Below are 25,297 nucleotides of genomic sequence, written 5' to 3'. Positions count from 1 at the left end.
AGACCGACTCCAACATTCCTTGCGCATTCCTTGCCGAGAGGGCATCCCTATGAAGTTCTTCATAACCGGCGCGAGCGGATACATCGGTGGGACGCTGTCGTCCCTTCTCGCCGCCCGTGGACATGAGGTGCGGGGCCTGGTGCGTGACGCCGGCAAGATCGCCGCTGTCGAGTGCACAGGCGTCGTTCCCGTCCTGGGCAATCTGTCGGAGACGGCTTTGCTGGCCGAGGAGGGTCGTGCGGCCGACGTGGTGATCAATGCCGCCGACAGCGACCACAGGCCGGCCTTGGAGGCCATGCTGTCGGCGTTGGAGGGGACAGGCAAGCCGCTGATCCACACCAGCGGTTCGAGCGTCGTGAGCGACACGGCCGACGGCGAGGCTTCGGACTCGGTTTACACCGAGGACGATCCGGTGGCCTCGACCGAACAGAAGCAGGTGCGCCTGGAGATCGACAACATGGTCCGCGCCGCTTCGACCCGGCAGATCCGCACCATCGTCATCTGCAACACGATGATCTACGGTCACGGCCTCGGCGCGCACCGCGACAGCATTCAGGTCCCGTCGCTGATCAACCAGGCCAAGCGGAGCGGGATTCCGCGGCATGTCGGTCGCGGGCTCAATCGATGGTCGACCATTCACGTGAAGGACATGGCCGAGCTCTACATTGCCGCCATCGAGCGAGCCCCTGCTGGCCTGTTCGTCTTCGCGGAGAGCGGAGAGGTGCAATTCCGCGACATCACCTCGGCGATCGCGCGTCGCTATGGCCTGCCGGAAACCCGGGACTGGACCATCGAAGACGCCATCGCCGAGTGGGGCTACGAGTATGCGGTCTTCGCACTGGGCTCCAACAGCCGCGTCAGGTCGCGCTATGCCCGACAGGTTCTCGGCTGGGCCCCGAAAGAGGCCGGCGTTCTGGATTGGATCGAGCGGGAGGCCGACTGATCGCTACCTCGGGCAGGAGTGCCGCGGCCCGCATCCCTTGCCCCGACAACGGCAGACCAGTGGAGGAAGCATGAGAACGTACGCAATTGCCGCGGCGCTTCTTGCCGCGGCGGGAACGCCCGCCGTCGCCGGCGGTGTTTCCAGCGACATCGACGCTGCGGGCTATTTCGACATCGCCACCTTCACGGTGAAGGCGGACAAGGCCGGCGACTTCGAGGCGATCATGAAGCAGGTCGTGATCGATACGCGCGCCGAGCCCGGCAACATCGACTATCGCCTACACAAAGTCTCGGATCGGCCGCTCACCTATGTCACCTACGAGGTCTTCAAGGACAAGGCGGCGGCCGACGCCCACAACGCGTCGGAGCACATCCGCAGGATAGTACCGCCGCTGCTGGAGACTCTCGACGGCGAGATCAAGGTCATCGTCATGGAGGCTGTCCGCTGAGAGACGTCCGAAAGGAAAGCATCGCGCCCGGCTGATCGTTCATCATACCGATCAATTGAACAGTATGCCGCACAAACCGGTCCGAGAGACTGCAAAGGGAGGAATTCGCATGAATCGAATGGCAAGACTTGTGCTGTCGGCCGCTGTCTGCATGGCCGCGGTGGCGTGCGTGGAATCGGCCGGGCTCGCCGCGGGCACGGCCCAGAAGCCCCGGATGGTCATCGTCCAGAAAATCATCGGCATCCCCTGGACCGATGCGATGGCCAAAGGCGTTGCGGACGGAGCCGAGGAATTCGGCATCGATGCCACGTTGACCGGACCGGCAGCTGTCGATGTCGCCCAACAGACCAAGATGCTGGAGGATATCCTGGCGCAGGGCATCGACGCCCTGGGGCTCGTTCCCCTGGATGAAAAGGTCGCCGCGCCGATCCTTCAGAAGGCGAAGGCGGCCGGCGTCAAGATCGTGACCCTCGAGGGGCCGAACCAGGTAGGCAAGGACTGGAACATCGACCTGATCCAGTCGGTCAAATTCGGCGAGGAGCAGATGAAAAGTCTCGCGCAGGCCATGGGGGAAGAGGGCGACTACATTGTCTTCGTCGGTACCTTGACGACGCCGCTTCACAACGCCTGGGCGAACGCCGCCATCGCCTACCAGAAGGAACATTACCCGAAGATGCGCCTGGCGACGGACAGGTTTCCAGGCGGCGACTCGATCGAGGGGTCGCAGAGGACGACGCTCGACGCCATCAAGGCCTATCCGAGGCTCAAGGGGGTGCTGGCCGAGGGCGCCAACGGTCCGATCGGCGCCGGCAATGCCATCCGGCAGGCGGGTGCCGACGGCAAGATCTTCGTGGTCGGAACCTGCATCCCCTCCCAGGCCCAAGCCTTGATCAGCGCCGGAATCATCCACGAAGGGTTCCTCTGGAACCCCATCGATTCCGGCTATGCGATGGTCGCCGTCGCCAGCGATCTCTTGAAGGGCAACAAGATCGCCGACGGCATGACCATCGGCCAGCTCGGCGCAGCCGTGGTCGACGAAGCAAAAGGCACCATCACCTTCGACAAGATCATGCGCTTCGACAAGTCGAACGTTCAGGCACTGGCCGATCAGGGAATCTGAGCGGCCACGATCGAAACCGCGGTCGGTGCCGGTCCGGCGGCACCGACTGCCGGATGGAGAGCTCGGGATGGAACGCGTGACAATCGAACAGAATCCACCGACCTTCGGCGCCGACCCGACGGTCTTCGCCGATCTGACGGGGATCGCCAAACGCTATGGCGGCGTGACGGCGCTGGCGGATGTTGCCCTGACGTTGAAGAAGGGCGAGGTCCATTGCCTGGCTGGGGAAAACGGCTCGGGCAAGTCGACGCTCGTCAAGATCATTTCCGGAGTCACCAGACCCGAGAGAGGCGCCGTCATTGCCGTCGAAGGGCGGGAGTACGGCGCGCTAACCCCGTCTCTCAGCACCCGACATGGCATCCAAGTAATCTACCAGGACCTGGCCCTGTTCCCGAATCTGACGGTGGCGGAGAATATCTCGTTCCAGCAGTTCCGGAGGCCATTCGCCCCGGCACGTCGACGCGCGATCCACGACAATGCGCAGCAGATCCTCGAGAAGATCGGCGCTCGGATGGATCTCGAGAGCGAGGTCAAGGACCTTGCGATCGGCCATCGCCAGATCGTTGCGATATGTCGGGCGCTGAGCTCGGATGCCCGGCTGCTCATCATGGACGAGCCGACCGCCTCGTTGAATCCGAAGGAGATCGAGGCCCTGCTCGGCATCGTCTCGGACCTCAAGGCGAAGGGTTTGTGCGTCATTTTCGTCAGCCACAAGCTCGACGAGGTGCTCAGCATTTCCGATCGCGTCACGGTGTTGCGCGATGGCCGCAAGATCGGGACCTACGACGCGCCCGGCCTGACGCCGACCCGCCTTGGCGCGCTGATGACGGGAAAGGACTTCGCCTATGAGCCGCTCACCGAATCAAGACCCGGCGGCGTCGTGCTGGAGGTCGAGGGCCTGACGAGAGCCGGCGAGTTCCGCAACATCAGCTTCAGCCTGAGGGCGGGAGAGATCCTCGGCATCACCGGAGCGATGGGTGCCGGAAAGACCGAGCTTGCTCACACGCTCTTCGGCATGACCGCGCCCGACCGGGGGCGCATCCGCCTTGGCGGCACCGATGTTGTCTTTCGATCCAATCGCGATGCCATCGCGCGGGGCGTCGCCTATGTGCCCGAGGACAGGCTGTCCCTAGGCCTGGTGATGGCCCAGTCCATCGCCGCCAACATCCTGGTCACGCTCTACGATCGTCTGGCCGGTCCGCTCGGCGTCCTGCGGCACCGGCAGCGCAGATCCGTCGTGCAGGACTGGATCAACAATCTCGCCATCAAGACAAAGGATCCCGGCAACGCCGTCGGCACCCTGTCGGGCGGCAACCAGCAACGGGTCGTGCTGGCGAAGTGGATGGCCCGCAAACCGCGGATACTGATCCTCGACAGCCCCACGGTCGGCGTCGACATCAATGCCAAGGACGGGATCTATGCCGTGATCAGGGAACTGGCCGCGTCCGGCGTCGCTGTGATCCTCATCTCCGACGAGATTCCGGAAGTCTACTACCACACGCATCGTCTGTTGGTCATGCGGGCTGGGGTGCTTGATGGCGAGTTTCGGCCCGGCACGTGCAGTGAGCAGGATGTCAGGGAGGCTGCCCATGCGTGATCGGGCGCGATCCCTCTTCTTGAGCCATGAGACGCTGCTGGCCACCGTGATCCTGATCCTCGGCACGGCTCTTTCGCTCGGCACCGATAGCTTCCTGACTCTGCGGAACCTGGAGGATGTCGTCACCTCGAATGCCTATGCCGCCATCCTGTGCGCCGGCCTCGTCGTTGTCCTCGTCTCGGGCAATATCGATATCTCCTTCGCGGCTACCGCGTCGGTGGCGCAATATCTGGCCTTTGCCTTCTTGAAGGCGACAGGGAACAACTGGGCTGCGCTGTTCCTCAGCGTCGCCGCCGTCGGCATAGGCTGCGGCTTCGTGAATGCCTTTCTTACGCAATGCCTCCGGCTCGGCAGCATCATCGCGACGGTGGCGACGCTGAACATCTTCTTCGGATTTCTGATGTTCTTCTCCGGCGGGAAGTACATATCGATCCTTCCGGATTGGTTCTACGGCGGAATTGCACTGTTTTCCGTGACGGATTCCGAAGGCTTCAAGCATCGCTTCAATCTGCAGATCATCCTTGTGGTCGTGTCCTTCGTCTCATCCTACCTTGTTCTGCATGTGTCGAATCTCGGCAAGCAGATCCGTGCCGTCGGCGGCAATGTCGAGGCGGCGCGCCGTATCGGGCTGAATGCGACGGGGATCGGCTTCTTCGTGTTCGGCTATATGGGCTTCATAGCATCGCTCGCCGGCGTTGCGCAGGCGCAGCTGGCGCAAACCGTCGTGCCGAGCGCGCTGGTGGGAACGGAACTCGATGTCCTTGCCGCCGCCATTCTCGGCGGGGCGAGCCTCGCCGGCGGGCGCGGATCGGTCCTCGGCGCCTTTCTCGGCGTGGCGCTGCTCGCCATGCTGCACAACGGCCTCGTGCTCGCCGGCGTGTCGTCCTACTGGGTCGAGGTCTTCAACGGCCTCGTCGTACTGATCGCTGCATCGGCCACCGCCATGAAGGATCGGCAAATGCGCTGGATGAAAGGAAGGACGGCCGATGTCTGACGCTATGCAGAAGGAGCGCCGTGCTTTCCTGGTGGCGCCGGATGCGAGAAGGATGCTGGCGCAGGCATCTGGGTTCTGGGGCCTCTCGCTCCTGCTTGTCGTGCTGCTGGCTGCGGCGAGCGCTGCCGTCGGCGACCGTTTCCTGTCGGGCGCCAATCTGCGGGCGATGGCCGTGCAGATACCGGAATTCGGGTTGCTGTCCCTCGCCATGATGATCACGCTGCTCAAGGGCGGCCTCAATCTTGCCGTGGTGGCGACGGCGAATGCCTGCGCGCTGGTGGTGGCGGCGATTCTGACCGCCTATCCGTCTGGCCTGGACGGTCTCCAGCTCTATGCCGTGGTGGCGATGGCGCTCGCGGCGGGTCTTGCGGTCGCGCTGTTGATCGGTCTGACGATCGGCGTTCTCGTCGCCTATCTCAACATCTCGTCGATCATCGCCACGCTCGGCATGATGATCCTATTGAAGGGACTGGCGCTCGGGTTCAGCCGCGGCGGCGTCCTGTCGGGTTTCCCGGAGCCCATCCTGTTTGTTGGACAGGGAATGATCTGGTTCCTGCCGGCGTCGCTTTTGGTGCTGCTGGCGGCTGCGGCAGTCCTCGCCTTCGCGCTCAATCGGACGAGCTTTGGTGCCGCGCTTTATATGATCGGTTCCAATGAGGCTGCCACGCGCTACAGCGGCGTCAACACAAGGTGGGTGATGACGCGGTGCTACATGGCATCGAGCGTGCTCGCCTTCCTCGCCGGGCTTGTGATGATGGGCCGGTTCAACTCCGCTAACGCCGCTTATGGCGAGAGCTATCTGCTGCTCACGATCCTCGCGGCGGTCCTCGGCGGCGTCAATCCGTTCGGCGGCGCCGGCAGGGTCGGCCGGATGCTGGTCGCCCTTGCGATCCTCCAGGTTATCCAGTCTTCCCTCAATCAGCTGAACATCAGCCCCTATCTGACTCTTGCAATCTGGGGCACGCTTCTCATTCTTGTCGGGGCTTTCACAGCTCGTCTGGGGCGTTGGCGTCGCTGAGGCGCTCCCGCAGTTTCAGGCGCGGCGAAGGTCGCCTGTGAGGGGGCTGGCTCGGCCGTGCGCAGCCGGGCGGCGGTCTGCACGATCGACAGCCCGTCCACCCCGGCCGCACCCTTGTTGGCCTTCACCCGGGCCCAGGTCCGTTGCAGGTTCTCGCGCGCCAGGGCTGCCTCCAGCAGCCCCGTGCCGCCCCCATCCGTGACGCGGACGGCTCGCGGCGTCGCTGCCCGGCTGAGGCCCGGCTTTACCGTGCCCTGCCCCGGACCGTCCCGCTCGCGCGGGCATCTGACCCCTGGCTTGCCGCATCATCATGCCGGTCGATCACTCTTCGCTCTGTCCTTCGCCAAGTGCCTGGCTACTACGACCTCTGCTGACGTCTCGCTCCGGCTCGACACCGTCGCCCTTTCAGCCCCAAGGCGAGATCTCCCCGGGTAAGAACGCACTCCTTCGCCGCACGACCGCCGGATCTACGCCGCCTCCCCTTGGTCACGGGAGCTTCGCGGTCTTTGGCCCGCTCGCCCCGAGAGGCATCGCTCATGTCCGGTTCTTGTCCATCGGCCCGCGGCTTACTCTCCACGCTTCCTCCCCACGGTCGGTCGCCCTTCCGCAGTTGCGCTTCGCTTCCCCCACCATGACCAGCTCATGGTGGGACTCTCACCCGCAGGAGCGCGCCCATACCGGGCGCACCAATAGAAAAATGGGAGACCGAAGAGCCTGCCATCTCCGGATCCACCAGGTGCTGGTGCCGCCATCTGGCGACCGGCTCCCGGTCAGAACGCCCGCTGGTAGATCTCCCGGGCGTCGGCGAGGCCGACCCGCCGTGGATTGTTGACCAGAAGGCGGGTCTGGTTCATCGCATCGGCGGCCAGCCTGTCGAGGTCGCCGGAGCCAATTCCGACATCGCGCAGACGCTGTTGGAGCCCGAGCCTTGCGCTCAACGCGGCAAGGCGGAGGACGAACGCCTCGCAGCGCTCGGCACCGTCGGAAACGCCCGCCAAATCGGGAAAGACGAGTGCGGCGAGCTCGGCATATTCGGCGCCGCACATCGATGCGTTGAACCGCATCACATGCGGCAGAACGAGCGCGTTGGAAAGCCCGTGCGGCACATGGAAGAGCGTTCCAACCGGGTAGGCGAGCGCGTGGACCGCCGCAACAGGGGCGTTGCAGAAGGCCATGCCGGCCATGGCCGCGCCCAACAGCATATTGGCGCGCGCCGCCCGGTCCCGCCCGTTGAAGACGGCCTGCTCGATGTTGCTCCCCAGCAGTGAGAGCGCCTCGCGGGCGATCATCCGTGAAAGCGGGTTGTTGTTCAGGCTCCGCGAGGTATAGGCCTCGATGGCATGGACCATGGCGTCGATTCCGGTCGCCGCGGTGATGTGCGGTGGCAGCCCTAGCGTCAGCTCGGCATCGAGCACACCGAGATCGGGAAGCAGGGATGCCGAGACAACCCCCTTCTTCTCGCTGGTGCCGACCGTCACGACCGAGACCATGGTGGCTTCCGACCCCGTGCCGGCTGTCGTTGGCACCAGGATCAGCGGCAGGCGGCGACCTCTCGCAAGCCCGACGCCGAAGATCGCATCGAGCGTGTCGCCCGAACCGACCAGATAGGCGACGAGCTTGGCGACATCCATCGCGCTGCCGCCGCCGAAGCCCACCACGAGCGAAGCGCCAGCGATCCGCGCGTCCTCGACGGCGCGGAGAACGACATCTGCCGGCGGATCGGCCTCGACGGCGTCGAAGACCGTCACGCGAGCGCCGACGCGCTCGAAACTCTCGATTGCACCGGCAGCAAGGCCCAGTTGCATGATCCCGGGGTCAGTCACGAAGAAGACGTGGCCGGCACCGAGTCCACGATCGGCGGCAATCTGCGCCAGGTGGTTCGCGGCGCCGACTTCGACATGCAGCGCGCGGGTCGCCGCAAAACTGAATTTGTGCATCGGCGGAGACCTCAGTTCGATGCCGGTTCCTTGAGGTCCCAGACAACCACCTCAATGCTCCTGACGCCGTGCTTCGCCTGGATGTCGAGGATCTCCCTCACATGCGGCATGTCGCTGTGCGCGACATGCGCGGCCTCGTCCGTGAACTGTTCATAGAACCCGAAAATCGTTGGATCGTCCTTGCTCTGGTGAGCCATGAACGTGTGATTACCAGGTTCGGACCGTGTTCCCTCTACAAGAGCCGGCAAGGCTCTCAGCACCAGATCAACCGCGTCCCGGCTGACAAACATGCGGGCAAAGATCGCTTTCATATTGCACCTTGTTCATATTGCCGTCTATATAAACGAAATTATGAACAAATATGGCGACTGTCAACGTCCCCGGGATACCGGTTCGCACCGGCGCGGCCCTTGTGCCGTCGGCAGCGCCGTCACTGCCTGCGCTTGACAGTGGGGAGTTCGCAATGGCATATGTTCAATAAGCTGATCATACGGTCGACTTATTGAACATCTGTCGACCGTTGCTCGATGGCCTCTCGGGAGGAGAGTCGTGAGAAAATTCATAAACACGGCCAGGGATGTCGCCGTGGAGACGCTCGAGGGTTTCATGAGCGCATATGGGGAAGGCCTCGCGCGCATCGATGGCACCCTCTCGATTTACCGGAAGGAGATTCCCGGGCGCGTCGCCGTGGTGACGGGGGGCGGCAGTGGGCACGAGCCGGGGTGGCTCGAATATATTGGCGACGGCTTTGCGGACGCCATCGTCCAAGGGGATGTCTTCGCCGCTCCCTCGCCCAATCGCATCGTGGAAGCCGCCAAGGCGGTTCATCGCGGCAAAGGCATTCTCTTCGTCTATGCCAACTATGCCGGCGACAAGCTGAATTTCGATCTGGCGGCAGACGATCTCGCCGACGAAGGGATCGAGGTGCGCTCGGTCCGCAGTTGCGATGACGCCGCAGGAGCCCCGCTCGAGCGTCGCACGGATCGGCGCGGCATAGCCGGAGGATTCTTCACCAGCAAGATCGCCGGGGCGGCGGTGGCTGCGGGCTACGATCTCGCGGCGGCCGCCGCAGTCGCCGAGCGCGCCTCCCGCCATACGCGATCGATCGCGGTGGCGAGCGCTGGCGGCACGGTGCCTGGCTCGGATGTGCCGACCTTCATATTGCCCGAAGGCAAGATGGAGATCGGGCTCGGCATGCACGGCGAGCAAGGTGTCCGGCGCGGCGACATGATGAGCGCCGACGATACCGTGACGCATATGCTGAATCTCGTGCTGCAGGACGCCGCCGAACTACAGCCGAAGGATGTCTGCATCCTCGTCAATGGTCTCGGTGCGACGACGCGCGGCGAGCTTTTTATCGTCTACCGCAAGACGGCCCAGCTGCTCGCGGCTGCGGGCCTCAACGTCCACCACACCATTGTCGGCGAAGTCACGACCAGCCAGGAGATGCATGGCTTCTCGATTTCGATCTTCGCCCTCGATGACGAACTGAAGCGCCTCTACGACGCGCCCTGCCGGGCGTCGTTCTTCAGCAGATGAGGTCGGCAATGCTGGAGGACCTCACGATCGCACAGCTCAAGGAGATGATCCTGGCCATCTCCCATACAATCATCGGCAGCGTCGACGTGCTGACCGAGGCCGACCGGAACATTGGCGACGGCGACCATGGCCTCGGCATGTCGAGAGGCTTCGAAGGCGTCCGCGATATCGTGACGCCTGCACGGTTTTCCAGCGCCCGGGACCTGCTCAAGACGGTCGGCGACACATTGATCGACCGGATGGGCGGCGCATCGGGGATCGTGTTCGGGCTGATGTTCAGGGCAGGAGCGCGCGGCCTCGGTGACGGTGAATGCGTTACGGTCCGCGACCTCGCCGAATACTTCGAGAGATCGATCGCCGAAATCATGAAGCGCGGCGGCGCCAAGCCGGGCGACAAGACCATGCTGGACGCGCTCGTTCCAGCTGCCGCCGCCTTGACGCAGGCCGCCGAGGAGCGCGTCGACATCGTCTCGGCCCTGTCGGCCGCTGCCAAGACGGCCGAAGCCGGCAAGGAGCGGACCAGACAACTCGTCGCCCGCTTTGGCAAGGCTTCCACGATGGGAAGCCGTTCGCTTGGCTACCCGGACGCTGGCGCAGTGTCCGTCACCCTCATCTTCAATGCCATGCGCGATTGGGCAGCCGCTCAGGCCGTGCCGCGTGGCACGGCGGCACAATCACGTCCAACGGAAGGGATCTAAAATGGTTCGACAGATGAGCAACGCTGAACTGAGAGACTACAATAAAGATCGCAAGATCTACCAAATCGCGTTTGTCACCCGCGATCTTCACAAATCCATGCAAGCCTGGATTGACAATCTAAAGATCGGCCCGTGGACCGTGCTCACATTCACGGAAAAGTCGGTCAGGAATCTCCGCGTCGACGACAAACCGGTATCGGAGCCATTCAAGTTCCTGATCGCCATTTCCTGGATCGGCGACATGCAGCTGGAGATCATCCAGCCGGTCTATGGGCCGACGATCTACAATGAATTCCTCGAACGGCGCGGCGAGGGTCTGCATCATATCAAGGAGCAAATCCACGATGACCAGATTCAGAAGATCCTTGCCGACTATCGAGAGAACGGCATCGGTGTCATGCAGACGGGGCAGTTCGATATCGACGTACATTACTATCTGCATACCGAACCGAAACTCGATTTCATCTATGAGCTCGGCAACTGCCCGACCCTCGACCTGCCTCCCGACATGGTCGAGACATACCCTCCCGAGATGAACTAGCGGCTGAAGCCATGCGCCCGCCGAGGCGGGCAATGCTCTCCTGTCCTGCCTGCGAGGATCCCCATGTCTGTCAGAGCGAGAATGGATCGCCTGTTCGGCGAGAGCGGTCGCTGCCTCGACGTCGCAATCGATCACGGCATGGTCAATGAGCTGCCGCTGCTCGCCGGCGTGGAGGACATGCTCAGGGCGGTGGCCGTTCTGGTCAAGGCGGCCCCGGACGCCATTCAGCTGGCGCCGGGCATGGTCCATGCCTTGGACGGCGTGCGCGGCCGCTCCCGCCCCGCGCTGGTGTTGCGGTCCGATACCTCCAATGTCTATGGGGCGACGCTGCCGCGCCATCTGTTCTCGGAGACGAATCCCGCGGCGGTCGAACTGGCAGTGAGCGCAGATGCCGCCTGCGTCGTCGTCAATCATCTGCTGCTGCCCAACCAGCCGGAGCTCCATCATCAGACATTGCGCAACGTGATGGCCCTGAAGCGGCAGTGCGAGCGGTCCGGCATGCCCTTGATGGTCGAGCCGCTGGTGATGGCGCCCAACGACGCCAAGGGCGGCTATATGGTCGACGGCAATCTCAGCCTCATTCTGCCCTTGGTGCGCCAGGCGGTGGAGCTCGGCGCAGATATCATCAAAGCGGATCCTTGCGAAAATCCGCAGGAGTTTCACAGGATCGTGGAGACCGCCGCGGGAGTCCCGGTCCTCGTAAGAGGAGGCGGCCGCGCCGGTGACGAAGAGATCCTGACACGCACCGTGGAAATCATGAAGCAAGGAGCGCGGGGCATCGTCTATGGGCGCAACATCATACAGCACGCCCATCCGGACCGTATGGTCCGGGCGTTGATGGCAGTCGTCCACCATGGGGCGGGCAGCAGCGCGGCTTTGGAAATATTGGCCCATCGTTGATGAGATGGCAGGAACGCACGACAGCGTGATCGTGGCCTGCCGGAGCGCATTGGGCGCCGGTCCCCTGGGAAGGCTCCTCACCGTGTTTGCGGATTCGAGCGCTCCGGCCGTCATCGATTCCACAGAGACTTCCTCTCCTGGTGACGGGCAGTTTCGAAGGCCGCGGGCAGTTCCCCCCTTGTGTCGCCTTCCAGGCAGTCGTGGCTCTCTCTCTTCTTGGCCAGGGATGAGCCGACATCGCCGGTCTCCCAGAGCCGGTCACTGCGGGAAGATCTGCGCACCGCAGGCGGAGTCGTCAATCATGACACCGATCGCCAGGGTACGCCCAACTGCCAGTCGCGGAACGGCGCTCTCGGCCATCCGCGAGAATCCTTGGTTGCGGCCTCCTCCGGAGCCATTCTTGCTTGCAGTGGCCCCGCTCTACCGGCAGGGCCTTCGAGGCCGGTTCGTCTCCCGCGCATGGTCGTCGCAGAACTCGGCGAAGATCTCGGGATCGCGCATGTGATTCCGCAGCACGTTGAGCCCCCTTGCTTCCAGCTCGTCGCGCCGGACGCTGACGCAGTTGCTGCAGATGCCTTCGTTGCGCACGGTCGAGCAGCCGATCAATGTGGCGGAGATCGCCGAATAGCCCCTGCCGCAGCAAGCGCATTGGGCGAGGACCGAAAAGCGGTCCTTGGGGCGGCGACAGTTGATCGTGCCGATATCACCGTGGCCTTATCGTCCCGCTCGATCCTGTTCTCGGCCTGTCGCGCCTTCACCGCCTGCCAGGGCTCATTCCCAATGATACGCAGCTCGGGAATGTCCTGGATGATCCGTTCGGATTCGCGGCTCGGCCGCGCCTGCCGCTCCGCTGTGTCCGGGTCCTTCACCAGGCGCTGGCGATTGCAGACGACTTTGCAGCTGCGCGGTTCGGATCGCCGTCCTTCACGATGAGTCATCCGACCGCAGGGACGGCACCGTCGTGACGCCCGGGGGGACTCTGTCGGCGCCTGGGCGCCCCTGGCCGGTACCGCCTTGCCGTGGCGCCGCATGAAGGCGCGGTCGGAGCGGATGAAGGCCTCGAGCATATATGGGATGAGTACCGTCGTGTCGACCGGCCCGTAGAGCCGGCTGTGCTCGGCGGCATAGAGGTCCAGCGCCTCTTTCAGCGGCTTCGGCATGGCGACCATGAGGCGGACCTTTTCCGCCTTCGGCAGGGGACCAAGCTTGAGGTCAGACATCGCTTTCATCCCTGATAGGGCTCGAGCACGAGATCCTTGTGGACGATGACGCGGAGTGGCCAGCCGGGCCGCACCTTCAGCGTCGGCTGGATGTCGAGCGCCCGCTCCGTGATCCGCTGCCCGGCCTGGTTCACGCTCTGCTGGGTCGATTGCCGGAGCGCCCGGACGAGATCGCTCTCGTCGTCGCCGATGGTGAGCTCGGTGCCGACGCCGAGGAGGGTCGAGAGCACGACGCCTTTGGCGAGCTCCCAGCCATGGACGTCGACCTCGTCCTCGAGTCCGGCATATCCGGCCCTGTCGGTCGCGGGCCAGTTGTCGAGCACGATCGAGCGTCCGTTCGGCATGACGAGGCGCTGCCAGACGACGAGCGCCCGGCTCTGGCCATGGGCGATCACGCTGTCGTAGCGGCCGATGAGCCTGGCTCCCTGCGGCACAAGCAAAGTGCGGCCCTCGACGCTGTCATAGACGTTGTCCGTCACCTGCGCCGTCACGAGCCCCGGCAGATCTGAGTTGAGGCCGGTCACGAGACTCGCCGCGATCACGGTCCCCGCCATCACCTGATGCGGCGATGCCGGCTGCTGCAGCGCATGCAGATTGTAGATCTCGTCATCGGCCGGCCCGTTGAGGAACTCCAGCTTGCGCTGCTGCGCGCCCGGATCGCGCCCGGCGGCGAGGCTGGGCTGCGCCGCCCCGGTCGGTGGCACGGCCGCGTCGCCGCTCGCCGGCCGCCTCTCTCCATCGCGAGCCTCGTTCGAGATCCGGAAGAAGACGCCGGCCTCGCGCGCCTGCCGCGCTTGCTGGGCCAGACGGAGCCGCTCAGCGCGGGAGGCGTCCGCCTCCGGATCCGGACGCAGGCTGGACGGCGCGAGGCCGAGCGACTTCTCCCGCTCGACCACGGGGACGCCAAGATCGCCGGGCAGCGGGGGCCCGAGCGTCGGCACCGGCTTCGCGATCTCGTCATAGCGTCCGGGCAGCGCCAGGAGGCCGTCGGGCGTCGCCTTGCGCGCCGTCTCCGCCGGCGCCTCCTGGCGGGGCCGCGCGGGCAGGCCCTGAAGCGCGAGCCACGCGGCGCCGAAGACGGCGGCGGAGAAGGCCGCGGAGAGCCCGATCACGAGGCGCCGGCGGAATCGGATCACGCTCCGCGGGCGCCCCCGCAGCACGAGCGCGTCGGGCGGCAGCTTACGTCCGTCGTCGCGCGACACCTCGGTCATTTCCCATCGGTCCGGCTGATCCGGACCACCTGCTGCGGGGCCTCGCCGAGCCTGAGCTCGGCCGCGGCGAAGAGCCGGTCGACGATGTAGTAGATGCCGCGCACCCGGTAGTTGACGAGCTGGTTGCCGCCGTCCGGCCCGACGACGAAGAGCGGCGGCATCTCGCCCTGGTCGATCCGCCGCGGGAACTGGATATAGACCTTGGAGCCGTCGTCGAAGGCCTGGATCGGCCGCCAGGGCGGAGCGTCTCCGGTGATGGCGTAACGGAAGCGTAGGTGTTCGAGGGAGAGCCCGGCATCGACCGGCGCCGCCGCCTCGGCCCGGCGGTTGCGGTCCTCCAGCGCCAGCAGCTCGGCCGCGGGATAGGTCCAGGAGACCGCCGCCATCGCCGTCCGCTCGGTGCTCTCGAGCCGCAGGTGGTAGCTGCGCCGGTTGGTGAGAACGAGGAGGTTTGTCGTGAGACCGGGCCCGAATGGCTTGACCAGCACGTGCACCCGTCGGGCCGCTCCCTCCCCGCTCGTGGTGTCTCCGATCACCCAGCGCACCGTGTCGCCGGCCGAGACCGCGGTCAGTGTCTCGCCGGGCTCGAGCGCAATGTCGCTCACCTGCTCCGGCGCCGCATAGAGCCGGTAGAGCGCGCCCTCCATATAGGGATAGACCTGGACGGCATTGACGTAGCCCGCGGCTTGAGGCTCCTGCAGCGCCGCCCGGTTCGCCGCCGCGACCCGGCCGGTTGGCGCCCGCTTGTCCGCCCTCGGCGGCCTCGGACGCGGCAGGAGCTGCCCCGGCAGGGGCACCGGCTCGGGCACCTTCACGATCTCGACCGGCCTCGGCGGTTCGCTCTCGGCCACGGCCGGCACGAAATCGTCATAGGCGATGTCCGGCAGCGCCTCGTCGCCGCAGGCGGCGAGCAGCACGGCGATCGCGGCCAGGGTGATGGTCGGTCGGATGGCGGTCATGGGGCGCCTCCTTCAGCGGGTTTCCCGGGGCTCGAGCTCGCGTGCCCAGCTGATGCCCTCGACATAGAGCCCGAGCGGGTTCTTCCGGAGCACGTCGGCGCTCTTCGGCGGATCGAGGACGACGGTGAGGATCGCGGTCCAGCGCTCCTTGCGGACGAGGCTGCCGCGCTCGTAGCCCTCTTCGGTCCACTTGACCTGGAACGAGCGGTCCGAGACGCGGACCACGCTCGTCACCTGGACCGAGACGCTCTTCTCGCCGACATCCTTGAAGGGGTCTGCGGCGCGGGCATGGCCATTGAGGAAGACGGCGCCGCGCTCGGTCGCGAAGTCGTAGGCCTCAAGCCAGTTTCGGCGCAGCAGGACCGGGTCGATCGGCACCGAGCGCACGTCGACGATGAAGCGGCCGAGGTGCCAGGCGATCTGGGCGTCGGTCGGCTCGTAGGCGTCGGCTGCAGGGCCCACGGTCCGGACCTGGCCCAGCGTGTCGACCTCGACCACGTAGGGCGTCACCCGGCTTCGTGCGCCCTGCCAGGCGAGACCGCCGGCGAGTCCGATCGCAAGGCCGAGGCAGCCGAAGGCCATGAGCCGCCAGTTCCGCGCCTGCACGCGGGCCGAGCCGATCCGCTCGTCCCAGAGCTGCGCCGCCTTCTGGTAGGGGGTGACCGGCTCGGGCGTCCGGCCGTAGCGGGTCGAGGCGCGGCGGAATGGGTTCATCTCCGATCCTCCTCGGCCAGCGGCACGGAGAGCGAGCCTCCGCCATGGTCGCCTGAGCGTACGGTGTGGGTGGCGGCGGAGGCGCCGTGCCGGATCGCCTCGCGATGCTTCAGGCGCCGGGCCCAGCCTGGCGCGCCCCCAGGCGTCCCCTCCGGCGGCGGCGGGTTCGGCGGCGGCGTGGCCGGTCCCCTGCCGCTCTCAGGCGGGGCCCCTCCCCCATTGCCGCCGAGCGCCCGGATCTCGCGGGCGAGCTCGGTCCGGCGCGCGACGTGCCTCTCGGTCGCGAGCGCGCCGGTGAAGCGGCCGCCGGCCGCGCCCAGCCGCGCCGCGGCCGAGACCGCTCCGGTCGCCGCCATGCCGCCGGCCACGGCGACACCGCCTACGGCGAGGGCCGTGCCGACGGCGGCCCCGGCGCCGAGCTGCGGCGCGCCGGAGACGAGGCCGGTCGCGATCCCGGGCCCGAAGATGCCGAGCCCGAGCAGCGCGAGCGAGGCGAGGACCAGCGACATCGCATCCGCAAGTCCGGGCTCGCGGCCCTGGAGCGCCCCGATGAACTCGCCGAAGAAACCCGAGCCGATGCCGACGATGACGGCGAGCACCATGACCTTGACGCCCGATGCCACGATGGCGCCGAGAACCCGCTCGGCGAGGAACGCCGTCCGGTTCCACAGGGCGAAGGGAACGAGAACGAAGCCCGCGAGCGCCGTCAGCCGGTACTCGAGGATGGTGATGAAGAACTGCACGGCGAGCACGAAGAAGGCGAGGATCACGACGAACCACGCGAAGAGCAAAACCGCGATCGTCACCACATTGTCGAAGAAGGTGGTGAAGCCGATCAGCGATCCGGCCTGTTCGAGTAGCGGCCAGGCCGCCTGGAATCCGATCCCGGCGAGGCGCCCGGGCCGCAGCAGATCCTCCGTCCCGAGGCTGCTCTGCCCGGCGGTCAGGCCCAAGGCCGAGAAGGAGCGGAAGACGATATCGGCGAGGGCCGCGAAGTCGTTCAGGATGAAGGCGAAGGCGCCGACCACGAGCACCTTGCGGCACAACCGGGCGAGCACGTCCCGCTCGCCGTCGAGCGCCCAGAACAGGCCGGCGAGCGTGACGTCGATGCCGACCAGCACCGTGGTCAGGAAGGCGATGTCGCCGCCCAGGAGGCCGAACCCGCCGTCGATGTAGCGGATGAAGGTCTCGAGGAACCGGTCGATGACGTTGAGATCGCCCATGCCCCGCCCTCAGGGCGCGGTGTAGGCGGTGGCGGATCCGAGGAACCGGGCGAAGCCGGCGCGCGCCTGCTCCTGGGCCTGGGTCCGGCGCGCGGCTTCGGCCGCGTCGGCGCGGAACTGCGCCGCGAGCAGGTCCTGGATCTGCAGCTGCTGCTTGACCGAGAGCGCGAGGAGCTGGTTGCTCGCCTGCTGCGCCTCGAGCCCGCCCGCGGCCCCTTGCGAGGCGAGGACGAGATCCGAGAGCGTGCCGGCGTCGGTCCGCACCGTCTCGACCACGCGGGCCTGCACCGTCATCGCCTGCCGGAAGCCGTCCATCGCCTCCTGCCATTGCCGCCGGGCGTCGGCGGCACGCCGGGCCTGGCCCGTATTCGCCCCGTACTGCTGCGGATAGATCTCGTCGAACAAGGCCTCGACGGCGTCGACCCTGAAGGCGAGTCCACGGGCCTCGTCCATCAGCCCGCCGATCCGCTCGAGATCCGAGAGCATCGCGGGCAGCGAGGAGAGATCGAGCGTCTCGAGGTTCCGCGCCATGTTCTGGAGCATGGCGGCCTCGTTCTGCAGCGACCGGATCTGGTTCTCGATCTGCTCGGTAGGATGGGAAGGCCGAGACGAAGCCCCTGTCACCGGCGGTGCCGATGGGGCTCAGGTTCTGTCGGCCGGAGCCGCGATTCCTGGCGAGAAAGCCGCCCCCGCGGGGTGCGAGGGCGGTAGGCCCGAGGCTCAGTCGACCGGATTCCAGATCAGGGCGTAGACATCGGGATCGTCCTGTCCGGCGGCGCGACCGAGATTGGCGTAGAGCTTGCGGGGGCCGAACTCGGGAGCGGCCAGCGACAGGCTGACATAGGGCTTGCCGGAGGCCTCGCCGGTGCGGATCCAGCCGGCACCGACCTCGACGCCCTGGGTCAGGACGCGGAAGTCGGGCTGGGTGTCGCCGGACTTCGAGCTATTGGGGACGATGTCGATCTCGGCGCGGATGGAGAGGGTCTTGACCTGGCCCTTGTAGCCGCCGGTGGCGAGCTTGGTGACGTGTCCGATCGCGGGCATCGCGTGTCTCGTGTGCCGGGAGTGATGGGAGGGAGCCATCACGTGCAGTCAGTGTTCCCGCGGGGTGGGAGACCCCGCCCTCCACGCGCCGCAGCGCGGGGAGCGAAGCAGACGGGTGAGGTGAACCGGGTGCCTCCGGCGAGCCGTCAATGAGCAGAACCCGTCAAAGCCAGGCGCCCGAGGGACTTCCGCCCGAGGCCGGTCTGGTGAGCGTATCTGCCATGGAAAGGGCAACCGAACCGATGGTTGAAGCTCCGGAAGAACATGCCATCCGCCGCATCGGAAGTGGGCGGATCGGTCCTCGGACCGGCGGAGTGCCGGTGCCCGCTGAGACAACGGGCACCAGGGGCGCGTGGAGAGCCACGCGTCAGTCGCAGGGCCAGTCTGCGGTGCCCTGTGGCCGGAATCCGCACGGAGTAGAGTCGGTTCCTAAAGCAGATGAGGGGACGTTGGTTGAACCCGGGAACCTTGCGTCGGCATCTCATCTCCAGGAGATGATCGAGGCGACCGATGATCGCCGCCGCAAGGGGCGGAGCCTCCGTAGTAGTCCGGGAACGGGAGAGCCGTTCACATGGCGAAGGGAGGCAGTGGGTTGAGCAGGCCGGCAGGAGGTGGGCGCACGCCCGGCGCGGTGAACACCGCGTTCGTCCTCGACATGCAGCGCAAGCTCTACCGGTGGAGTACTGCGAAGGCCGACCAGGTCTTCGCGGATCTGTTCAATATCGTGTGCGACCGCAGGACGCTCGCCGAAGCCTGGCGAAGGCTGGCCCGGAATCGGGGCAGTCAGACGCCGGGCTCGGATGGCGTCACGCGGCACAAGGTCGAAGAGCGGTCCGGCGGCGTGGCGAGGTTCTTGGAGGACATCCGAGAGGATCTGCGCCGCGGCACCTATCGTCCGGAACCTGTGAGGCAACGGTTGATCCCGAAGCCCGGCAGACCGGACAAGATGCGCCCGCTTGGCATCCCGACGCTCAAGGACCGACTGGTGCAAATGGCTTTGAAGCTCGTACTGGAGCCGATCTTCGAGGCGGACTTCTACCCGACCTCGTATGGGTTCCGGCCCGGTCGAAGCACCCATGACGCGCTGTGTGCGATCCAGCGCAGAATGCACCCCACGACCGGCGGCGCGTCCGCGTACCGCCACGTGATCGAGGGGGACATCAAGGGGTGCTTCGACGCCATCGACCATCATGTCCTGATGGAGCGGGTACGCAGGCGGATCAAGGATCGCAAGATCCTCCGGCTCGTACTCGCCTTCCTGAAGGCGGGCATCCTGGTCGAGGGCACCGTCCGCCACCCGGTCACGGGAACACCGCAGGGTGGCATTGTCTCGCCGTTGCTGGCCAACATCTACCTGACGGCCATCGATGAGCGGTACGGACGGTGGTCGCTTCGCCCCCGTGAAAGGCCACAGAACGCGGCCGACCGCCGGCTCTATGACCGGCGCCGAGGTCGACCGATGTTCTATATGGTCCGGTACGCGGACGACTTCGTCGTCTGCACCGACGGGACACGCGAAGAGGCCGAGGCGGAGAAGCTGGCGCTGGCGGAGTTCCTGAAGACGGAACTCCGCATGGAGCTGTCGATGGAGAAGACCAAGATCACCACTGTCGAGGAGGGCTTCGACTTCCTCGGCTACCGGGTGGTGCAGACCAAGGCACGCCGCACCGGACGAATGGTCGGCAACCTCTTCATTCCGAAGAGCAAGCTGAGGGACCTGCGTCACAAGATCAAGGCGAGGGTGCGGGCGACGCCGACAGGCTGTCGCCTGGCCAATCTCATCGGCAGCCTCAATCCCATTATTACCGGGTGGCGGAACTACTATCGCTACGCGACCCGGGCCTGTCGGGACTTCACGAGGCTCGACTGGTGGATGTGGCAGCGCGTTGGGCGCTGGCTCAGGAGGAAGCATCGCAAGGCGACGTGGCGAGAGCTGCGCCGCCGCTTCACCGGAGACAGGCGCGGCGAGCGGGGACGGTGGGCCGACGGGACCACACAGCTCCGCTTCTTCCGGGAGGGCGGCACTTCGCCCTTCCCGCACCGGGGCATACGCATACCGAACGGATGGAATGCTGGCTCGAGCGAGCGGTTCCGACCCGGAGCCGACCAGTTCTGGACGGCATTCAACACCCTCGCAACCCTGTGAGGGCCACCCACGGCCATGGCCGTGCATGGAGAGCCGGATGCCGGGAAACTGGCACGTCCGGTTCGGGGAGAGGCGTGTGGAAACCGGCTGCCGCAAGGCAGTGCGGCGCCACGCGCCTACTCTACCTTCTGTTGGTCGCGGGGGCCTGTCCCGCCGCGATGGCGGACCGTCGCGGGCGAGACCGGGCGGCCGGAACCGTGAGGCCGGAGCGGCAGCGGAGGACCCGGACGGACCGGCTTTGTGGAGCGAAGCGGGCGCGAGGAGCCGCCGGAGGCGGCGGGGAGAAAACCGGTCCGGGAGGGTTTCGGACTGGCCGGCGCCGCCCGCAGGTCCAACGCCCGAGCGCGGCGGGACAGGCCCCGGCCGGACGGGGGAGACACCATGCCGGCGTGGGCCGCGGCAGCATCGCCGGTCGGCTGCCCGGCTGCCCAGCACAGCAAGACACCGCTCCCGCGCGGGGCGCGAGCGGCTCTAGGAAGCACAGGGGGGCGATGGCAGCTCCTGCTATCGAGTCCTCAGCCTAGGGCGCCGCGATCGGTGTAGGACCGAGCCAGGAAGGTCATCCAGGCGGACGTCCAGTCCTCGACCCTGGTCTGCCCGTTGGCGCCCGCGAGACAGTCGCGGACGATGCCGCGGCGAGCCTCGAGCGTGGCCGGGAGGTTCGCATCGGCGACGGCCCGGCCGGCTACCTCGGCCAGCATCGCGTCCACCACCTCCCGGTCACGGACCAGATCGAAGAAGGCGTCGTCGGCCTGCCAGACCTCGGCCATGCGGACGCCGAGGCTCGCGCCGGCCGCATCGATGACGGCGCCGCCGGCCGCGAGTGTCTCGCCGATGGCGACGGCGAGGATGCGCGTCACCTCCTCGTCAGAGAGCGCCACCAGCGCCTCGAGGCGGCGTCCTCCCCGGCATGGCGGCCGGCCGGATTGCCCGGCAGCGCCGCCCGCACGGCGGCATGCCGGTGCAGTTCGAGACGGCACCGGAGCACCCGGCTGACCTCCGGTCGCGCCGCAGGCTCGGCCTTCCACTTATCCGCCTTCGGCCGGAGTTGAACCGGCCAGGCGCGCCAGCACGTCACGGACCGAACCGCCATGTGCCGTCCCGTCCGCGGTCCGGAAGGCACCGCGCGAAATAGGCATCGGCGTGGGTGAAGATCTGGATGCCCTCCGCTGTCGCGAGCACGGAGAAGGCCATGCCCTTCTCCAGCAGCTTGGAAATCGTGCGGTGGACGATGTCGGGATCGACATTGCGAGGCATGGTGACGCCGGTCTCCCAGCCGAATGCATCGACCATGCTGGCGACTGGATCGGTCATGGCTTCTCTCCTTCAGGCATGTCGGGATGTGCCGTGCCGGCACTGGCTCAGCGGGCTGGAACCGGCGGAAACGGGGACATGTGGCGGGCGGCGTCGGCGAGGAGCGCCTCGTCCTCGACGACGTAGCCCCAGAGCCGGGCGGCCCCGGCATAGACCGAGAGAGGGCGGGTCGGCGCGAAGCGCTCGTCGCGCCGGATGCCGAGGCCGAGGGCGCCGCGCAGCGCTTCCAGCTCGGCCCAGCTGACATATCCGAGCTCGGGGCAGCCCAGGCCGAGATCGCAGAGGCCGAAGAGGGTGTCGCCGTCGTCCATCAGTTCGGTGAGGAGCCAGCAGGCGACGCCCCAGGGGGCATAGAGCTTCACCACCGGCAAGGGATCGGGCTTGGGGCCGGCCTGGAAGTTGGCGACCAGCCGCGCACGCAGGGGATCGGGAATGAGGATCATGGCGCCGCCTCCAGGATCAGGTCGGCGGCCCGGCTGGCATGGCTGGCGGCGCGGAAGATGGCGCGCACGTCCTCGCGCAGAAGCTCGAGCCAGGCACCGAGATAATCGGCGTGGCGGACGCTCGGGACGATGCCGAGCGAGGCGCAGACGAAGGCGCTGGCCATCTCGGCGACGAGTTCCTCGCGGCCATAGGCGACCGAGCCGTAGACGCCGGAGAAATCGCGGTCGAGCCGCGAGGGATGGCCGGTCCAGTGGCCAAGCTCATGAAAGCAGGTGCGATACCAGTTGATCGGCACGAAGAAGGATGCGCGCGGCGGCACCTGCAGGAAGTCCTGGCTCGGCACGTAGAAGGCGCGGTCGCCACCGATGCGGATATCGGCCCCGGTCGCCTCGATCAGGGCATCGGCCTCGGGCACGATGGCGTCCTCGGGGGCCATGGGCACTGCGCCTTCGGCCCGCTCGGGCAGGTCGTCGCACTGGGCGGCGTTGAACACGGTGAAGCGCTTGAGGAAGGGCACGCCGGCGGGCTCGTCGTCCTCCCGGTCGGCGCGCTCGCGCTCGGCGCGGGGCACGAAGCGGTCTGCGTAAACGACTGTGGTGCCGCGCTCGCCCTTGCGGACATGCCCTCCCAAATCCAGCGCCTGCCGGAAGGTGAGCCAGTCCTGCGAGGGGAAGCCGCGGTCCACGGCGGCGTCCCACAGGATCAGGATGTTTATGCCGGAATAGCGGCGGCCCGAGACGGCATTGCGGGGCAGGCCGAGCGGGCTGGGGCCCTGGCCCCAGGGCCGGACCCAGGGCACCCGGCCCTGCTCCAGTTCGGTGATGATGCGGCCGGTGACTTCGGCATAGAGGGACGGCCGGTCGGGTTCCGGGCGGCGTTCGACAGCGGGCATGGGCCTCTCCCTTGGCTCTTCAAACCGTCCGTCCCCGGATAGCGGGGTGGGCGGCGAAAAGCGGCCGGGAGGCCCGCCAGCAAGGGCTGGGCGCACCGGAAGGCCGGAACGAAGTGGAGGACCCGCAGCGAAGCGGAGGGTTGCGCCTGGCCCGGGCGGGCCTACAAGGGCGCGACGCCCACCCCGCAGACGGGGACGCTATTCATTTGATCCACGTCCATGGCTCCGGAATAGTCCGGCAAGGTCCAAGCCCTCGCCGAACTCCGGAAACGGCGCGTTGGCGCCATTTGCGGTCATAGGCGATCGACTCAGGAGCGGACACTCGCACCGGCGCATCTTGCGCCGCGGCTGCGACGGCAGCAGGCGTTCAACTGATGCTGGGTCGTCGGATTCAATCAGCGCCAAATCCACGCCCCGACAGTGACAGGAATAAAATCTAATGCTATAATCCAACCATTATCTACTTAAATGTAAGACATTTATCGTCATTCGCATCACGAATTTTGGCGGGATCGAGATGAAAGGATCGAATGATAATCGCGACAGTATCGTGTATTTCTCGGGCACTCAGACCGCTCCGGCGTCAAGAACGCGCAACGTAACAATTGGTGGAGCGCGATCGAGTATACGACTGGAAGAGGCATTTTGGGAAGCACTTGAAGAGCTTCTCAAGCGTGAAGACCTCACATTGAATGATCTCGTCACAAGAATCTCTGATCGCCTATCGACCAGGGGAAACCTCTCAAGTGCAGTTCGCGTATTCATCCACAGCTACTTCTACGCACTGAGCCAGGACAGGACACCGAGGCTCCCGCCGGGAGCCGCCTGGAAGACCCATAAGCTGCGCAATCGAGATTCGATTCAGGATCCAGAATAGATGACGCCCTTCATCATATGGTACTCGGATCGCAGGTTTGACCGCATCCGCGAGCCACCGCAGCCGCTGCTGTCAACCGAACGAGACACCGAGGCCGACGCCGTTCGGGCAGCGCACGCAATCGAGACGTCTGGAAAGTACGTGCATCAAATTCAGCGCGACGATGGCACATTCATTTCGCGGATAGAGCTACTTCAGATGTGGCTCGGCTCCTGACACGCACCGGTCCCGCCGGAGCCCCGAATGCCGCGGGCGGCGGATCTTCTGCGAGTGCGCTCACGGCCCCTTGGGGCCAACACAGGTCGCAGGGCCGGCCGCCCCTTTTTGGCGGCCGGCCCGTTTCAATGCGTCACAGCATGTAGTCGGCGGAGCCCGAGGCTGCCTCACCTGCACCGAACACCTCGTCGAGGTTGACGATGGTGCCGTTGATGAAGCCGACGAGCCCGCCGACTGTGCCCCCGACGCTGCCGAGAACGCCCTGAGCACTGACTTCGTTGCCATAGTCCAGGCCGATCTCCAGCCCTGCCGTGAGCCCGCCGGCAAGACCGCCGCTGTCGCCGTTCAGCAGCTGGCCGACAGGTCCAAGATCGATGATGTCAGTGACGGCAAGAAGTCCGTCGACCAATCCGACGGCAGTATCGAGCACGCCGTTCACCAACCCTGTCACCGTGTGTACGAGGCCTCCGACCAGCGGGCCAACCAACGGAATACCGCCGACCGCATCGCCGAGATTGTCCACTGCGCCGACGGCGACGCCGACAACACCGCCGACTGCGCCACCTGCCACACCAAGGAGGCCCTGCTCCCCGGCCTCTTGGCCTTCGGCCACGCCAGTGGTCAGGCCACTGACCAGCCCGCCGAGCAAGCCATCGCTGTCGCCGTTCAGAACCTGCTGGAGAATGCCAAACACGCTCCCGAGAAGACCATCAAGTAAACCAGCCATGATTTCCTCCTAATTTTAGGTAAATTATCCGCTTCCTGAAAATGCGTTTGCCTTTCATACGATAGTATTCTGACATATACTTCCGTCAATATAATAGTATGCAAATATCAAAAAACGAAACGACAGAATGCATCAGAGTTACTTAATTACCGGCGCCGCCATTCACCTATCGCTGGAGAATCGCGGGTGGTCAACGCCGGGCCTTCAGTGGCGCTATCGCTCGATATCCAACGCAACTCGGAAGTGGCGAGCGGAGTATCCCTGTTGCCTGGTCATCGCGATATCAAGCCATCTGATGAGGAGAATGTCGGGCCGACAATCCCCTGTTTCCGATACGCGGCCGAAGGGCGCCATATGCGCACTGCGCCGGCGGCCTGAGACCGGACGTCAACCGAACCGGTTGGATTCCAGCGTCTCTCGGCGAGCGCGAGCTGGCGAGGGTGCTCCCAAACCGGCCACCGTTATCGTCTCCCGGAAGCGGAGGCAATCGCACACGGCCCTTCCTGGCCAAGCCTGTCCGACTTCCCCCGCCTGATCGAAGGAATAGATCGCCAGGGTCGACCGTCCCTGGTCTA

The 25,297-nt window shown here is 66.0% G+C and carries 27 protein-coding genes; 13 read left to right on the top strand and 14 right to left on the bottom strand.

Going from position 1 to position 25,297, the window contains the following annotated elements; translation table 11 throughout:
* Positions 1–49: 49 nt before the first annotated feature.
* The 6 genes from AAHM41_RS17585 (at position 50) to AAHM41_RS17560 (ending at position 6,120) form a co-directional block, all read left to right on the top strand.
* On the top strand, positions 50–943 hold the full coding sequence (locus tag AAHM41_RS17585) for an NAD-dependent epimerase/dehydratase family protein (RefSeq protein WP_342237862.1): 894 nt from the start codon (positions 50–52) through the stop codon (positions 941–943).
* Positions 944–1,013: 70 nt separating this feature from the next.
* Positions 1,014–1,391, top strand: a complete 378-nt coding sequence (locus AAHM41_RS17580; RefSeq protein ID WP_342237861.1) for a putative quinol monooxygenase — start codon at positions 1,014–1,016, stop codon at positions 1,389–1,391.
* Positions 1,392–1,500: 109 nt separating this feature from the next.
* A complete protein-coding gene (locus AAHM41_RS17575) occupies positions 1,501–2,511 on the top strand; it encodes a substrate-binding domain-containing protein (protein WP_342237860.1) in 1,011 nt (336 codons plus the stop codon).
* A 67-nt stretch (positions 2,512–2,578) separates the two neighbouring features.
* Positions 2,579–4,108: a sugar ABC transporter ATP-binding protein gene (locus AAHM41_RS17570; RefSeq protein ID WP_342237859.1), complete on the top strand. Its 1,530-nt coding sequence runs from the start codon at positions 2,579–2,581 to the stop codon at positions 4,106–4,108.
* Complete coding sequence (locus AAHM41_RS17565; protein WP_342237858.1) at positions 4,101–5,102, top strand: ABC transporter permease; 1,002 nt, start codon at positions 4,101–4,103, stop codon at positions 5,100–5,102. The genes AAHM41_RS17570 and AAHM41_RS17565 overlap by 8 nt, the downstream gene beginning before the upstream one ends.
* Positions 5,095–6,120: an ABC transporter permease gene (locus AAHM41_RS17560; protein WP_342237857.1), complete on the top strand. Its 1,026-nt coding sequence runs from the start codon at positions 5,095–5,097 to the stop codon at positions 6,118–6,120. The genes AAHM41_RS17565 and AAHM41_RS17560 overlap by 8 nt, the downstream gene beginning before the upstream one ends.
* A gap of 770 nt (positions 6,121–6,890) precedes the next feature.
* Here the strand turns inward: AAHM41_RS17560 and AAHM41_RS17555 are convergent.
* A complete protein-coding gene (locus AAHM41_RS17555) occupies positions 6,891–8,057 on the bottom strand; it encodes an iron-containing alcohol dehydrogenase (RefSeq protein ID WP_342237856.1) in 1,167 nt (388 codons plus the stop codon).
* 11 nt (positions 8,058–8,068) lie between these two features.
* Positions 8,069–8,368 carry a putative quinol monooxygenase gene (locus AAHM41_RS17550; protein WP_342237855.1) on the bottom strand — a complete coding sequence of 100 codons (300 nt, stop codon included), beginning with the start codon at positions 8,366–8,368 and terminating at the stop codon, positions 8,069–8,071.
* 274 nt (positions 8,369–8,642) lie between these two features.
* Here AAHM41_RS17550 and AAHM41_RS17545 point away from each other — a divergent pair, with 274 nt between their 5' ends.
* From AAHM41_RS17545 to AAHM41_RS17530, 4 genes are all read left to right on the top strand, one after another.
* Entirely contained in the window at positions 8,643–9,596 is a 954-nt protein-coding gene (locus AAHM41_RS17545; protein WP_342237854.1) for a dihydroxyacetone kinase subunit DhaK, read from the top strand.
* An 8-nt stretch (positions 9,597–9,604) separates the two neighbouring features.
* Entirely contained in the window at positions 9,605–10,294 is a 690-nt protein-coding gene (dhaL, locus tag AAHM41_RS17540) for a dihydroxyacetone kinase subunit DhaL (protein WP_342237853.1), read from the top strand.
* Positions 10,295–10,307: 13 nt separating this feature from the next.
* On the top strand, positions 10,308–10,835 hold the full coding sequence (locus tag AAHM41_RS17535; protein ID WP_342237852.1) for a VOC family protein: 528 nt from the start codon (positions 10,308–10,310) through the stop codon (positions 10,833–10,835).
* 81 nt (positions 10,836–10,916) lie between these two features.
* Positions 10,917–11,735: a class I fructose-bisphosphate aldolase gene (locus AAHM41_RS17530; protein ID WP_342237851.1), complete on the top strand. Its 819-nt coding sequence runs from the start codon at positions 10,917–10,919 to the stop codon at positions 11,733–11,735.
* 602 nt (positions 11,736–12,337) lie between these two features.
* Here AAHM41_RS17530 and AAHM41_RS40625 read toward each other — a convergent pair.
* The 7 genes from AAHM41_RS40625 to AAHM41_RS17495 form a co-directional block, all read right to left on the bottom strand.
* Positions 12,338–12,955 carry a DUF2274 domain-containing protein gene (locus tag AAHM41_RS40625; protein WP_446719460.1) on the bottom strand — a complete coding sequence of 206 codons (618 nt, stop codon included), beginning with the start codon at positions 12,953–12,955 and terminating at the stop codon, positions 12,338–12,340.
* Positions 12,956–12,960: 5 nt separating this feature from the next.
* Positions 12,961–14,166 carry a TrbI/VirB10 family protein gene (locus AAHM41_RS17520; RefSeq protein ID WP_342237850.1) on the bottom strand — a complete coding sequence of 402 codons (1,206 nt, stop codon included), beginning with the start codon at positions 14,164–14,166 and terminating at the stop codon, positions 12,961–12,963.
* Positions 14,163–15,125: a P-type conjugative transfer protein TrbG gene (gene trbG, locus AAHM41_RS17515; protein WP_446719459.1), complete on the bottom strand. Its 963-nt coding sequence runs from the start codon at positions 15,123–15,125 to the stop codon at positions 14,163–14,165. Before trbG ends, AAHM41_RS17520 begins: the two co-directional genes overlap by 4 nt.
* Before the next feature lie 12 nt (positions 15,126–15,137).
* Positions 15,138–15,839 carry a conjugal transfer protein TrbF gene (trbF, locus tag AAHM41_RS17510; RefSeq protein WP_342237849.1) on the bottom strand — a complete coding sequence of 234 codons (702 nt, stop codon included), beginning with the start codon at positions 15,837–15,839 and terminating at the stop codon, positions 15,138–15,140.
* Positions 15,836–17,062 carry a P-type conjugative transfer protein TrbL gene (gene trbL / locus AAHM41_RS17505; protein ID WP_342237848.1) on the bottom strand — a complete coding sequence of 409 codons (1,227 nt, stop codon included), beginning with the start codon at positions 17,060–17,062 and terminating at the stop codon, positions 15,836–15,838. The genes trbF and trbL overlap by 4 nt, the downstream gene beginning before the upstream one ends.
* Before the next feature lie 9 nt (positions 17,063–17,071).
* Positions 17,072–17,686: a P-type conjugative transfer protein TrbJ gene (gene trbJ / locus AAHM41_RS17500; RefSeq protein ID WP_342237847.1), complete on the bottom strand. Its 615-nt coding sequence runs from the start codon at positions 17,684–17,686 to the stop codon at positions 17,072–17,074.
* A gap of 96 nt (positions 17,687–17,782) precedes the next feature.
* Positions 17,783–18,106 carry a DUF736 domain-containing protein gene (locus AAHM41_RS17495; RefSeq protein WP_342237846.1) on the bottom strand — a complete coding sequence of 108 codons (324 nt, stop codon included), beginning with the start codon at positions 18,104–18,106 and terminating at the stop codon, positions 17,783–17,785.
* Positions 18,107–18,677: 571 nt separating this feature from the next.
* Here AAHM41_RS17495 and ltrA point away from each other — a divergent pair.
* Complete coding sequence (gene ltrA / locus AAHM41_RS17490; RefSeq protein ID WP_342237845.1) at positions 18,678–20,252, top strand: group II intron reverse transcriptase/maturase; 1,575 nt, start codon at positions 18,678–18,680, stop codon at positions 20,250–20,252.
* A 515-nt stretch (positions 20,253–20,767) separates the two neighbouring features.
* On the opposite strand, the gene AAHM41_RS17485 is transcribed toward ltrA, so the two are convergent.
* The 4 genes from AAHM41_RS17485 to AAHM41_RS17470 all read right to left on the bottom strand — a co-directional run bounded on the left by AAHM41_RS17485 (position 20,768) and on the right by AAHM41_RS17470 (position 22,902).
* Positions 20,768–21,133, bottom strand: a complete 366-nt coding sequence (locus tag AAHM41_RS17485; protein ID WP_342237844.1) for a hypothetical protein — start codon at positions 21,131–21,133, stop codon at positions 20,768–20,770.
* 193 nt (positions 21,134–21,326) lie between these two features.
* Positions 21,327–21,566 carry a hypothetical protein gene (locus AAHM41_RS17480; protein ID WP_342237843.1) on the bottom strand — a complete coding sequence of 80 codons (240 nt, stop codon included), beginning with the start codon at positions 21,564–21,566 and terminating at the stop codon, positions 21,327–21,329.
* A gap of 47 nt (positions 21,567–21,613) precedes the next feature.
* Positions 21,614–22,009 carry a DUF2958 domain-containing protein gene (locus AAHM41_RS17475; protein ID WP_342237842.1) on the bottom strand — a complete coding sequence of 132 codons (396 nt, stop codon included), beginning with the start codon at positions 22,007–22,009 and terminating at the stop codon, positions 21,614–21,616.
* A complete protein-coding gene (locus tag AAHM41_RS17470) occupies positions 22,006–22,902 on the bottom strand; it encodes an ArdC family protein (protein WP_342237841.1) in 897 nt (298 codons plus the stop codon). Before AAHM41_RS17470 ends, AAHM41_RS17475 begins: the two co-directional genes overlap by 4 nt.
* A 517-nt stretch (positions 22,903–23,419) precedes the next feature.
* Between AAHM41_RS17470 and AAHM41_RS17465 the strand changes: the two genes are divergently transcribed.
* Both AAHM41_RS17465 and AAHM41_RS17460 read left to right on the top strand, forming a co-directional pair.
* On the top strand, positions 23,420–23,779 hold the full coding sequence (locus AAHM41_RS17465; RefSeq protein ID WP_342237840.1) for a ribbon-helix-helix domain-containing protein: 360 nt from the start codon (positions 23,420–23,422) through the stop codon (positions 23,777–23,779).
* Complete coding sequence (locus tag AAHM41_RS17460; protein WP_342237839.1) at positions 23,780–23,995, top strand: hypothetical protein; 216 nt, start codon at positions 23,780–23,782, stop codon at positions 23,993–23,995. It begins immediately after the preceding gene.
* Positions 23,996–24,128: 133 nt separating this feature from the next.
* Here AAHM41_RS17460 and AAHM41_RS17455 read toward each other — a convergent pair whose 3' ends face one another.
* A complete protein-coding gene (locus tag AAHM41_RS17455) occupies positions 24,129–24,722 on the bottom strand; it encodes a hypothetical protein (RefSeq protein WP_342237838.1) in 594 nt (197 codons plus the stop codon).
* Positions 24,723–25,297: the final 575 nt, after the last annotated feature.

Source organism: Inquilinus sp. OTU3971 (assembly GCF_038440215.1).
Note: the sequence above shows the minus strand (reverse complement) of the source record. Positions and strands in the feature narration are given on the sequence as shown.

Coding starts and splice junctions, on each gene's coding strand:
- AAHM41_RS17455 (WP_342237838.1), bottom strand. CDS start 24,722: ATGGCTGGTTTACTTGATGGTCTTCTCGGGAGCGTGTTTGGCATTCTC.
- AAHM41_RS17570 (WP_342237859.1), top strand. CDS start 2,579: ATGGAACGCGTGACAATCGAACAGAATCCACCGACCTTCGGCGCCGAC.
- AAHM41_RS17460 (WP_342237839.1), top strand. CDS start 23,780: ATGACGCCCTTCATCATATGGTACTCGGATCGCAGGTTTGACCGCATC.
- AAHM41_RS17475 (WP_342237842.1), bottom strand. CDS start 22,009: ATGATCCTCATTCCCGATCCCCTGCGTGCGCGGCTGGTCGCCAACTTC.
- ltrA (WP_342237845.1), top strand. CDS start 18,678: ATGGCGAAGGGAGGCAGTGGGTTGAGCAGGCCGGCAGGAGGTGGGCGC.
- AAHM41_RS17470 (WP_342237841.1), bottom strand. CDS start 22,902: ATGCCCGCTGTCGAACGCCGCCCGGAACCCGACCGGCCGTCCCTCTAT.
- AAHM41_RS17560 (WP_342237857.1), top strand. CDS start 5,095: ATGTCTGACGCTATGCAGAAGGAGCGCCGTGCTTTCCTGGTGGCGCCG.
- AAHM41_RS17550 (WP_342237855.1), bottom strand. CDS start 8,368: ATGAAAGCGATCTTTGCCCGCATGTTTGTCAGCCGGGACGCGGTTGAT.
- AAHM41_RS17585 (WP_342237862.1), top strand. CDS start 50: ATGAAGTTCTTCATAACCGGCGCGAGCGGATACATCGGTGGGACGCTG.
- dhaL (WP_342237853.1), top strand. CDS start 9,605: ATGCTGGAGGACCTCACGATCGCACAGCTCAAGGAGATGATCCTGGCC.
- AAHM41_RS17565 (WP_342237858.1), top strand. CDS start 4,101: ATGCGTGATCGGGCGCGATCCCTCTTCTTGAGCCATGAGACGCTGCTG.
- AAHM41_RS17555 (WP_342237856.1), bottom strand. CDS start 8,057: ATGCACAAATTCAGTTTTGCGGCGACCCGCGCGCTGCATGTCGAAGTC.
- AAHM41_RS17575 (WP_342237860.1), top strand. CDS start 1,501: ATGAATCGAATGGCAAGACTTGTGCTGTCGGCCGCTGTCTGCATGGCC.
- AAHM41_RS17480 (WP_342237843.1), bottom strand. CDS start 21,566: ATGACCGATCCAGTCGCCAGCATGGTCGATGCATTCGGCTGGGAGACC.
- trbG (WP_446719459.1), bottom strand. CDS start 15,125: ATGACCGCCATCCGACCGACCATCACCCTGGCCGCGATCGCCGTGCTG.
- AAHM41_RS17535 (WP_342237852.1), top strand. CDS start 10,308: ATGAGCAACGCTGAACTGAGAGACTACAATAAAGATCGCAAGATCTAC.
- AAHM41_RS17465 (WP_342237840.1), top strand. CDS start 23,420: ATGAAAGGATCGAATGATAATCGCGACAGTATCGTGTATTTCTCGGGC.
- trbF (WP_342237849.1), bottom strand. CDS start 15,839: ATGAACCCATTCCGCCGCGCCTCGACCCGCTACGGCCGGACGCCCGAG.
- trbL (WP_342237848.1), bottom strand. CDS start 17,062: ATGGGCGATCTCAACGTCATCGACCGGTTCCTCGAGACCTTCATCCGC.
- AAHM41_RS17530 (WP_342237851.1), top strand. CDS start 10,917: ATGGATCGCCTGTTCGGCGAGAGCGGTCGCTGCCTCGACGTCGCAATC.
- AAHM41_RS17580 (WP_342237861.1), top strand. CDS start 1,014: ATGAGAACGTACGCAATTGCCGCGGCGCTTCTTGCCGCGGCGGGAACG.
- AAHM41_RS40625 (WP_446719460.1), bottom strand. CDS start 12,955: ATGTCTGACCTCAAGCTTGGTCCCCTGCCGAAGGCGGAAAAGGTCCGC.
- AAHM41_RS17520 (WP_342237850.1), bottom strand. CDS start 14,166: ATGACCGAGGTGTCGCGCGACGACGGACGTAAGCTGCCGCCCGACGCG.
- AAHM41_RS17495 (WP_342237846.1), bottom strand. CDS start 18,106: ATGCCCGCGATCGGACACGTCACCAAGCTCGCCACCGGCGGCTACAAG.